The sequence below is a fragment of the Rubrivivax benzoatilyticus JA2 = ATCC BAA-35 genome, assembly GCF_000190375.1.
In the GTDB taxonomy this organism is placed as follows: domain Bacteria; phylum Pseudomonadota; class Gammaproteobacteria; order Burkholderiales; family Burkholderiaceae_C; genus Rubrivivax; species Rubrivivax benzoatilyticus.
This window is the reverse complement of the sequence record NZ_AEWG01000039.1, coordinates 1-10,117: the sequence shown is the minus strand read 5'-3', so window position 1 is coordinate 10,117 and position 10,117 is coordinate 1. Positions and strand designations below refer to the sequence as shown.

6 protein-coding genes and 1 pseudogene are annotated in these 10,117 nt (G+C 74.4%); 5 read left to right on the top strand and 2 right to left on the bottom strand.

Annotation, left to right across the window (positions count from 1 at the left end; all coding sequences use genetic code 11):
- Nucleotides 1-401 precede the first annotated feature (401 nt).
- The 5 genes and pseudogenes from RBXJA2T_RS04020 to RBXJA2T_RS04000 all read left to right on the top strand — a co-directional run.
- Nucleotides 402-2,078 (top strand): annotated as a pseudogene (locus tag RBXJA2T_RS04020) (transglutaminase family protein); the annotation flags it as partial.
- Nucleotides 2,079-2,100: 22 nt separating this feature from the next.
- The gene (locus tag RBXJA2T_RS04015; protein ID WP_009856039.1) at nt 2,101-4,647 is read left to right on the top strand and encodes a circularly permuted type 2 ATP-grasp protein; all 2,547 of its coding nucleotides are present in this window, start codon (nt 2,101-2,103) and stop codon (nt 4,645-4,647) included.
- Entirely contained in the window at nt 4,644-5,561 is a 918-nt protein-coding gene (locus RBXJA2T_RS04010) for a transglutaminase family protein (RefSeq protein ID WP_009856038.1), read from the top strand. Before RBXJA2T_RS04015 ends, RBXJA2T_RS04010 begins: the two co-directional genes overlap by 4 nt.
- 18 nt (nt 5,562-5,579) lie before the next feature.
- A complete protein-coding gene (locus tag RBXJA2T_RS04005; protein WP_009856037.1) occupies nt 5,580-7,016 on the top strand; it encodes a circularly permuted type 2 ATP-grasp protein in 1,437 nt (478 codons plus the stop codon).
- Nucleotide 7,017: 1 nt separating this feature from the next.
- Nucleotides 7,018-7,980 carry an alpha-E domain-containing protein gene (locus RBXJA2T_RS04000; protein WP_009856036.1) on the top strand — a complete coding sequence of 321 codons (963 nt, stop codon included), beginning with the start codon at nt 7,018-7,020 and terminating at the stop codon, nt 7,978-7,980.
- A gap of 1 nt (nt 7,981) precedes the next feature.
- Here RBXJA2T_RS04000 and mltB read toward each other — a convergent pair whose 3' ends face one another.
- Nucleotides 7,982-9,148, bottom strand: coding sequence for a lytic murein transglycosylase B (gene mltB, locus RBXJA2T_RS03995; protein ID WP_009856035.1), 1,167 nt, complete (start codon nt 9,146-9,148; stop codon nt 7,982-7,984).
- A gap of 7 nt (nt 9,149-9,155) precedes the next feature.
- Nucleotides 9,156-10,117, bottom strand: a 962-nt coding sequence (locus RBXJA2T_RS03990; protein WP_009856034.1) for a transglutaminase-like domain-containing protein, incomplete at its 5' end; no start/stop codon positions are given.

Below are 10,117 nucleotides of genomic sequence, written 5' to 3'. Positions count from 1 at the left end.
CGCGCGCGCGCGCGCGCGCGCGCGCGCGCGCGCGCGCGCGCGCGCGCGCGCGCGCGCGCGCGCGCGCGCGCGCGCGCGCGCGCGCGCGCGCGCGCGCGCGCGCGCGCGCGCGCGCGCGCGCGCGCGCGCGCGCGCGCGCGCGCGCGCGCGCGCGCGCGCGCGCGCGCGCGCGCGCGCGCGCGCGCGCGCGCGCGCGCGCGCGCGCGCGCGCGCGCGCGCGCGCGCGCGCGCGCGCGCGCGCGCGCGCGCGCGCGCGCGCGCGCGCGCGCGCGCGCGCGCGCGCGCGCGCGCGCGCGCGCGCGCGCGCGCGCGCGCGCGCGCGCGCGCGCGCGCGCGCGCGCGCGCGNGNGNGNGNGNNNGCCGGCGCACCCCCAGCCCTCACCCCGCCCCTCTCCCGCGCCGCGGGAGAGGGAGATCCCGCCATCGCCCGCATCCCTGTCCCGCCCCATCCGCAGGGCCTCGACGCCCGCCCCGAGCGCCGCGAGTCGGCCGGCTGGATCACCCGCACGGCCCTCTGCGTCGAGGTGCGCGACCCGCAGCGCGCCAACGGCCCCAAGGCCGAGGCCGAGCACGGTGGCAAGAGCGGCGTGCTCTACGTCTTCATGCCGCCGCTGCAGCACCTGGAGGACTACCTGGACCTGCTGGCCGAGGTCGAGGCCACCTGCGTCGAACTCGGTGTCAAGGTCGTGCTCGAAGGCTATCCGCCGCCGCGCGACGCGCGCCTGAAGACGCTGGCCGTGACACCCGACCCGGGTGTCATCGAGGTCAACATCCACCCCGCGAAAGACTGGGCCGAACTGGTCGAGCACACCGAGTTCCTCTACGACGCCGCGCACCGCACGCGGCTGTCGACCGAGAAGTTCATGCTCGACGGCCGCCACACCGGCACCGGCGGCGGCAACCACTTCGTGCTCGGCGGCGCGACGCCGGCCGACAGCCCCTTCCTGCGCCGGCCCGACCTGCTGGCCAGCCTGCTCGCCTACTGGCACAACCACCCCAGCCTCAGCTATCTGTTCAGCGGCCTGTTCATCGGCCCGACCAGCCAGGCGCCGCGCATCGACGAGGCGCGCAACGACCAGGTCTACGAGCTGGAGATCGCGCTGGCCGAGCTGGAACGCCGCATCGCGGAGGAGGGCGGCGAGGTGCCGCCGTGGCTCGTCGATCGCAGCTTGCGCAACCTGCTGATCGACGTCACCGGCAACACCCACCGCAGCGAGTTCTGCATCGACAAGCTGTATTCGCCCGACGGCCCGACCGGCCGCCTGGGGCTGCTGGAGCTGCGCGCCTTCGAGATGCCGCCGCATGCGCGCATGAGCCTGGCGCAGCAGCTGCTGCTGCGCGCGCTCGTCGCCTGGTTCTGGCGCGAGCCCTACACCGGCCGCGGCGCGACGCGGCTGACACGCTGGGGCACGGCGCTGCACGACCGTTTCCTGCTGCCGACCTTCGTGCAGCTGGACTTCGACGACGTCGTCGCCGAGCTGAACCGCGCCGGCTTCGCTTTCGACACCGCCTGGTTCGCGCCGCATTTCGAGTTCCGCTTCCCGCTGATCGGCGAGGTTGCGGCGCTGGGCGTCAAGCTGACGCTGCGCACCGCGCTCGAACCCTGGCACGTGATGGGCGAGGAGGGCGCGATCGGCGGCACGGTGCGCTACGTCGACTCGTCGCTGGAGCGGCTGGAGCTGAAGGTCACCGGCCTCAACGACAATCGCCACGTCGTCACCGTCAACGGGCGCGCGGCGCCGCTGCAGCCCACCGGGCGCAGCGGCGAATACGTCTGCGGCGTGCGCTACCGCGCCTGGGCGCCGCCGTCGGCGCTGCACCCGACGATCCCGCAGCACGCGCCGCTGACGGTGGACCTCGTCGACCGCTGGCTGGAGCGCTCGCTGGGCGGCTGCCGCTACCACGTCGCGCACCCGGGCGGGCGCAACTACGAGACCTTCCCGGTCAACGCCTACGAGGCCGAGAGCCGGCGGCTGGCGCGTTTCTTCCGCTACGGCCACACGCCGGGCACGCTGAAGGTCGAGCCGGCGGCGCCCAGCCTGGAGTTCCCGTTCACGCTGGACCTGCGCCGCGGCTGAACGCCGTGGCAGGATCGCGCCGGTGAACGCCTCGCAGAGCACGCTGCCTTTCGACCCCGACGCCGCCGCCGGCGGTGCGCTCGGCCTGTTCGTCGAGCGCGCCCTGCCGGCCGAGCCCGGCGTCTGGGACGAGCTGCGTGCCGGCGACGGCAGCGTGCGGCCGGCCTGGCGGCAGTTCGCCGACTGGATGCCCGAGCCCGCCGGCGCCGACCTCGCCGCCGACCTCGACCGCCGCCTGCTGCAGATCGCGCAGCAGATCCGCCTGGACGGCGTCACGCACAACGTCTTCGACGACCAGGGCGCGCCGATGCGGCCGTGGTCGCTGGAGCTGCTGCCGCTGTTGATCGAGCCCGCCGACTGGGCCGGCATCGAGGCTGGCGTGATGCAGCGTGCGGCGCTGCTCGAGCGTGTGCTCGACGACCTCTACGGCGAGCGCCGCCTGCTCGCCGAGGGCCTGCTGCCGCCGGCGCTGGCGCTGCGCCACCCGGGCTACCTGCGGCCGATGATCGGCGCGCGCGTGCCGGGCGGCCTGCGCCTGCACATCGTCGCCTTCGACCTCGCGCGCGGCCCCGATGGCCGCTGGTGGGTCGTCGCCCAGCGCACGCAGGGGCCCTCGGGCCTGGGCTACGTGCTGCACAACCGGCTGCTGGTGTCGCGCCAGTTCCCCGACGCCTTCCGCGAGCTGCGCGTGCAGCATCTGGCGGCCAGCTACCGGCGCCTGCTCGACACGGTGGAGGCCGCGGCGCGCGAGGTCGCCCGCGGCGCCACGCCGCGTGTCGCGCTGCTGACGCCCGGGCCGTACAGCGAGACCTACTACGAACACGCCTACCTCGCGCGTTACCTCGGCCTGCCGCTGGTCGAAGGCGGCGACCTGACGGTGCGCGACGACCGCGTGTACCTGAAGACCGTCGAGGGCCTGGAGCCGGTGCACGCGCTGCTGCGCCGCCTGGACGACGACTGGTGCGACCCGCTGGAGCTGCGCCCCGACTCGACGCTGGGCGTGCCCGGGCTGCTGCAGGCCGCACGCGCCGGCCAGGTGGTGATGGCCAACGCGCTGGGCAGCGCCTTCCTCGAGTCGCCGGCGGTGCAGGGTTTCCTGCCCGGCATCTGCGAGCGCCTGACCGGCGAGCCGCTGCGCATGCCGGCGCTGCCGACCTGGTGGTGCGGCGAGGCGGCGGCCTGGCAGGACGTGCGCGAGCAGCTCGACGGCAAGTTCGTGCGCAGCACCTTCCCGCATGGCGGACGCACGTCGCAGGTGCACGACGGGCACCAACTCAGGGTGGACGAGGACCCCGACGCGTGGACGATCCAGGGCCGGTTGCGGTTCTCGCGTGCGCCGATCTGGGGCGGCGCGGCGCTGAATCCGCGCCCGGCGATGGTGCGTGTCTACGCGATCGCCGAAGGCGGCGGCCGCTGGCACGTGCTGCCCGGCGGCATGACCCGTGTCTCGCGCCGCGAAGACGCCTCGGTGTCGATGCAGCGTGGCGGCTCCAGCCTGGACACCTGGGTGCTGACCGACGGCCCGGTCGACACCTTCTCGATGCTGCCGCGCCGGCTGGAGGTCGACGACATCGCCGCGCGCCGCCGGCCGGTGTCCAGCCGCACCGGCGAGAACCTGTTCTGGCTCGGCCGCTACACCGAGCGCACCGAGCAGCTCGTGCGCCTGGCGCGTGCGACGCTGCTGCAGATCGACGCCGAGAGCGACGCCGACCTCGCCGTGCAGCGTGCGCTGTCGGCGATGGCCGTGGCCAGCGGCCTGGCGCCGGCGGGCGTGCCGACGCTGGAGCAGTCGGCCTCGCGCTTCGAGCGTGCGCTGCTCGGCGCGCTGGGCGACGCCGACGGTGCCTGGAGCGTGGCCTTCAACCTGCGTGCGCTGGAGCAGGCCTCGCAGGCGCTGCGCGAGCGGCTGTCGTCCGAGCAGTGGGGGCTGATCCGCTCGATGCGCGAGGCCTTCGAGGCCGCGTTCCCCGGCGGCCCGACACGGCCGCCGCCGCTGCCCGAGGTGCTGCCGGCGCTCGACCGCCTGGCGCTGCGCCTGGCCGCGGTGACCGGCGTGCAGACCGACCGCATGACACGCGACCACGGCTGGCGGCTGCTCGCCGTCGGCCGGCTGCTGGAGCGCCTGATCGGCCTGGCCTCGCGGCTGGAGGCGCTGCTGCAGGCCGGCGCGCTGGGCAGCGCCGCCGGTGTCGACCTGCTGCTGGAGCTGTTCGACAGCGCGATCACCTTCCGCGCCCGCTACCAGCGCCACGAGGACCTGCTGGCGCTGGCCGACCTGCTGGTCTTCGACGACTCCAACCCGCGTGCCTTCGCCGGCGTGCTGCGCCGGCTGCGCACCGAGCTGCGCAAGCTGCCGCTGGACCCGAACGGCGCCGCCGCCCTGCTGGCGCGGCTGCCGCCCGGCGGCACCGGGCTGACGCTGGAGTCGCTGCGCGGCGCCAGCGACGCCGTCATCGTCGAGCGCCTGCTGGCGCTGTCGGTGTCGCTGCGTGCCGCGGCGATGGCGCTGGCCGACGACGTCGGCACGCGTTTCTTCACGCTGGCGCACGGACAGGACCGACGCGTGTGACCGAGCTCGAGGTCGTCCACGAGACACGCTACGACTACGCCGCGCCGGTGACGCTGGCGCACCACCTGGCGCATCTGCGGCCGCTGGACGACGCCGGCCAGCGCCTGCTGGCGCACGAGCTGGACATCGAGCCGGGGCCGCAGCAGCGCCGCGACGACGCCGACGCCTTCGGCAACCACCAGAGCCACTTCACCTTGCTGCGCCCGCACCGCACGCTGGTCGTGCGCGCGACGAGCCGGGTGCGGGTCGCGGCGCGTTTCGCGGCGCTCGAGGCGGCGCGGTCCCCGGCCTGGGACACGCTGGCGGCGCGGCTGCGCTACGTCGCGCGGGCGCCGTTCGAGCCGGCGGTGGAGTTCGTGCTGCCGTCGCCTTTCGTGCCGCGGCTGCCGGCACTGCGCGAGTGGGCGGCGCCGTCGCTGCGGCGCGGCCGCCCGGTCGCCGAAGCGGCGATCGAGCTGATGCGCCGGCTGCACCGCGAGTTCGAGTACGAGAGCCGCAGCACCGAGGTCGACACGCCGCTGGCCCAGGCCTTCGTGCAGCGCCGCGGCGTCTGCCAGGACTTCGCCCACCTGCTGGCCGGCGCCTTGCGCATGCACGGCGTGCCGGCGCGCTACGTCAGCGGCTACCTGCTGACACGCGGGCCCGAGGACGGCACGGCGATGGTCGGCGCCGACGCCTCGCATGCCTGGGTCCAGGCCTGGTGCCCCGACACGCCGGGGGTCGACGGCGGCTGGCTGGACCTGGACCCGACCAACGACCTGGTGCCCGGCAGCGGCCACGTGCGTGTCGCCGTCGGCCGCGACTTCGGCGACGTCACGCCGCTGCGCGGCGTGATCCGCGGCGGCGGCCGCCACACGCTGGCCGTCGGCGTCACGACGCGGGTGGTGGGTCCGGTTGTTGCTAACCCCGGTTGAAGAGGAGCGATGTCGACGATGAAGCCCAGCTTCGACGAGATGAGCGCCGCCGACGGCGCCGTGCGGTCCCATTACCGGACTTACGAACGCTGGCTGCGCCAGCAGCCGGCCGACGCGATGCAGTCGGCACGCAGCGAGGCGGAGATGATCTTCCGCCGTGTCGGCATCACCTTCGCCGTCTACGGCGCCAAGGACGAGGACGGTGCCGGCACCGAGCGGCTGATCCCGTTCGACATCATCCCGCGCGTGATCCCCGGCGCCGAATGGCGCGAGCTCGAAGCCGGCCTCGCCCAGCGCGTCACCGCGCTGAACCGCTTCCTGCACGACGTCTACCACGGCCAGGAGATCCTGAAGGCCGGCGTCGTGCCCGCCGACCTCATCCTGCGCAACAGCCAGTTCCGCCCCGAGATGATGGGCGTGGACGTGCCGGGCCAGGTCTATTCGCTGATCGCCGGCATCGACATCGTGCGTGCCGCGCAGCCCGACGGCAGCGGCTGCTACTACGTGCTGGAGGACAACCTGCGTGTGCCCAGCGGCGTCAGCTACATGCTCGAGAACCGCAAGATGATGATGCGGCTGTTCCCCGAGCTGTTCGCCAGCCACCGCATCGAGCCGGTCGCGCACTACCCCGACCTGCTGCTGGAGACGCTGCGCGAGTGCGCCCCGACGGCTGCCGACGACCCGACCGTCGTCGTGCTGACGCCCGGCATGTACAACAGCGCCTACTTCGAGCACGCCTTCCTCGCCCAGCAGATGGGCGTCGAGCTGGTCGAAGGCCAGGACCTGTTCGTGCGCGACGGCTTCGTCTACATGCGCACGACGCAGGGCCCCAAGCGCGTGGACGTCATCTACCGCCGCGTCGACGACGACTTCCTCGACCCGCGCGCCTTCCGCCCCGACTCGACGCTGGGCTGCGCCGGGCTGCTGGACGTCTACCGTGCCGGCAACGTGACGCTGGCCAACGCCATCGGCACCGGCATCGCCGACGACAAGAGCGTCTACCCGTACGTGCCGAGGATGATCGAGTTCTACCTCGGCGAGAAGCCGATCCTGCACAACGTGCCGACCTGGGTCTGCCGCGAGCCGGGCGACCTGGCGCACGTGCTGGCGCACCTGGGCGAGCTGGTCGTCAAGGAGGTCCACGGCGCCGGCGGCTACGGCATGCTCGTCGGCCCGGCCGCCAGCCAGGCCGAGATCGAGGCCTTCCGCCAGCAACTGCTGGCCAACCCGTCGAACTACATCGCCCAGCCGACGCTGGCGCTGTCGACCTGCCCGACCTACGTCGAGCAGGGCATCGCCCCGCGCCACATCGACCTGCGGCCCTTCGTGCTGTCGGGCAAGGGCGTGCAGATGGTGCCCGGCGGGCTGACGCGCGTGGCGCTGAAGGAGGGCTCGCTCGTCGTCAACTCGTCGCAGGGCGGCGGGACGAAGGACACCTGGGTTCTGGAGGACTGAGATGCTGTCGAGAACCGCCGACCACCTGTTCTGGATGGCCCGTTACATGGAGCGGGCCGAAAACACCGCCCGGATGCTGGACGTCAACTACCAGACCTCGCTGCTGCCGCAGTCGGCGGACATGGCGGAGCAGGGCTGGCAGGGGCTGCTGTCGATCAGCGAACTCACCTGGAGCTTCCAGCAGAAGTACCGCGAGGTCACGCCGCGCAACGTCATGGACTTCATGGTGCGCGACGAGACCAACCCGTCGAGCATCCTGTGCTGCCTGCGTGCGGCGCGCGAGAACGCGCGCGCGGTGCGCGGCGCGCTGACCACCGAGGTCTGGGAGACGCAGAACCAGACCTGGCTGGAGTTCAACCGCCTGCTCAAGGCCGGCCGCTTCGAGCGCGACCCGGGCGCGATCTTCGAGTGGGTCAAGTACCGCTCGCACCTGTCGCGCGGCGTCACCGTCGGCACGATGCTGCAGGACGAGGCGATGCACTTCCTGCGTGTCGGCACCTTCCTCGAACGCGCCGACAACACCGCGCGCCTGCTCGACGTGAAGTTCCACGCGCTGTCGTCCGAGTACTTCGGCAACGGCAACGTCAAGGAGACGCAGGAGGTCGACTTCTATCACTGGAGCGCGATCCTGCGGTCGGTCTCCGGCTTCGAGGTCTACCGCAAGGTCTACCGCAACGTGATCCGCCCGGAGCGTGTCGCCGAGCTGCTGATCCTGCGTCCGGACATGCCGCGCTCGCTGGCGGCCTGCATGAACGAGGTCGTCGCCAACCTCGAGCCGGTGGCCAACCAGCAGAGCGCCGAGACGCTGCGCCGCGCCGGGCGGCTGCAGGCGGACCTGCAGTACGGCCGCATCGACGAGATCCTGGCCACCGGGCTGCACGCCTACCTGACGCAGTTCCTGGACCGCGTCAACGACCTCGGCGCCGGCATCGGGCGCGACTTCCTGGTGCCGGTGGCGGCCTGAATCAGCGCGGCGCCGACGCGCTGCTGGCCGCCGGGTCGGCGGCTGCGGCGGCGCGTGTTGCGGCCCGCGCCTGGGCGACGGCGTCGCCGAGCGCGATGACCGCCATCGCGTAGTACGACGAGGCGTTGTAGCGCGTCAGCACGCGGAAGTTGGCGGTGCCGGCGACGTAACTCGGCGCCGCGGCGCCGTTCTGCAGCTCGACCAGCGCCATCGGGCTGGCATGGGCACGCCCGGCGGCGTCGAGCTCGGCCCCGGCGGCGGCGAACTCGGCGGCCGTGAAGCTGGGCTCGATGTCCGGCGCCAGCAGCCGCGCACGCGCCGCGGTGTCGACCGGCGGCGCCACCGCGTGCGTTGTCGCCATCCCCGGCTGCCAGCCGTGCGCCGACAGGAAGTGGGCGACGCTGCCGACCGCGTCGACGCCGTTGCCGCCCAGGTCGACGTGGCCGTCGCCGTCGAAGTCCACGGCCAGCCGGTTCAGGTTGCTGGGCATGAACTGCGGCAGGCCGATGGCGCCGGCGAAGGAGCCGCGCACCGCCTGCGGGTCGCGGCCCTCGCGCTCGGCCCAGACCAGGAACTCCTCCAGCTCGCGGCGGAAGAAGGGGCTGCGGTCGCTGCGGCCGGTGGGGAAGTCGAAGGCCAGCGTCGCCAGCGCGTCGACGATGCGAAAACGCCCGGTGATGCGGCCGTAGAAGGTCTCGACGCCGATGATGCCGACGACGATCTCCGGCGGCACGCCCCAGCGCGCCTGGGCACGCGCCAGCGCGTCCTCGTGGTCCTGCCAGAAGGCCAGCCCGGCGGCGATGCGCCGCGGCTCGACGAAACGCGCGCGGTAGGCCGCCCAGTCCTTGGCCGTGCCGGCCGGCGGCGGCATCACCAGGCGCTGCACGCTGTCCAGCCGGCGCGCCTGGGCGAGCTGTACAGCGACCCAGTCGGCGTCCAGGCCGCGGCGCTCGGCGACCTCGGCGGCGAAGCGGCGCAGGTCCTCGCGTTCGCCGTACAGCGGCGCGGCGGGGGCCACGGCCTTGGCCTTGGGTTTCTTCTTCGCCGCGGCGTGTTGCGCGGCGGTGGCTTTGCGGGCGGGCTTCTCGGCGGCGTGCACCAGCGGCGGTGCGGCCAGGGCCAGGGCGATCAGCGCGATGCTCGCGAGGGCGGACTTCGGGGCGGGCATCGGCCCATTATGGGCGGCCCACCTGGCGCAGGGCCTTGGCGAAGCCCGGCCACCAGCGCCGCGCCGGCTGGGCGACGCCCTCGCCGTAGCGCAGCCGGTCCAGAGCGTCGAGCTCGGCGGCCAGCGGTTCGCCGGCCGCGCCCAGCGCGGCGCGCACACGCTCGGCGCGCGCCCGCGGCCCGTGCTGCGGGCCGACCTCGACACCACGGCCGGCCAGCGCCCGCTGCACACGCGCCTGCAGGCGCTGCCACGGGTCCTGGCGGTGGCGGTCCCACAGCGCCCAGCCGGCACCGGCGGCTGCGGCGGCCGCGGCCAGCAGCACCAGCGCGCGCGCCAGGTCCTGCCAGTCGGGTGACTCGACGCCCAGCGCCCGCAGCAGGTCGAACTGGCGCTGGCGCGAGTAGTTCAGCACCGCCTGGTTCCAGCGGTTGTTGAGCGTCTCCCAGGCCTCGCGCAGCCGCGCCGCCAGCGCCGGGTTGACGGCGACCATCGTGCCGGCGACGAAACCCGGCGCCGGCGCCAGGCTGCTGCCGCGCTGCACACGTTCGGGCGCGACGGCGGCCGTCGGGTCGGCGCGCACCCAGCCGACACCCGGCTGCCAGTACTCGGCCCAGGCGTGGGCGTTGCGCTGGCGCACGATCCACCAGCCGTCCACCGGCGCCGGGTCGGTGCCCTGATAGCCGGTGACGATGCGCGCCGGCACGCCCATCGCGCGCATCGCGACGACGAAGGCCGCGGCGAAGTGCTCGCAGAAACCCAGCTTGCGGTCGAGCCAGAACTCGTCGATCGCGTCGCGGCCGTAGGGGCCGGGCTCCAGCGTGTAGCCGTAGCCGCCGCTGGCGACCTCGCGCAGCAGCGCCGCGGCCAGCGTGCGCGCGTCGGCGCCGGCCAGCTCGGGCCGGGCCTGCAGCGCGCGCGCCCAGGCCAGCGTGCGCGGGTTGTAGCCCGGCGGCAGGCCCAGCCAGTCGG

Excerpts from the sequence above, each read along its gene's own strand:
- RBXJA2T_RS04005 (WP_009856037.1), top strand. The coding sequence starts at position 5,580 with ATGAAGCCCAGCTTCGACGAGATGAGCGCCGCCGACGGCGCCGTGCGG.
- RBXJA2T_RS04000 (WP_009856036.1), top strand. The coding sequence starts at position 7,018 with ATGCTGTCGAGAACCGCCGACCACCTGTTCTGGATGGCCCGTTACATG.
- mltB (WP_009856035.1), bottom strand. The coding sequence starts at position 9,148 with ATGCCCGCCCCGAAGTCCGCCCTCGCGAGCATCGCGCTGATCGCCCTG.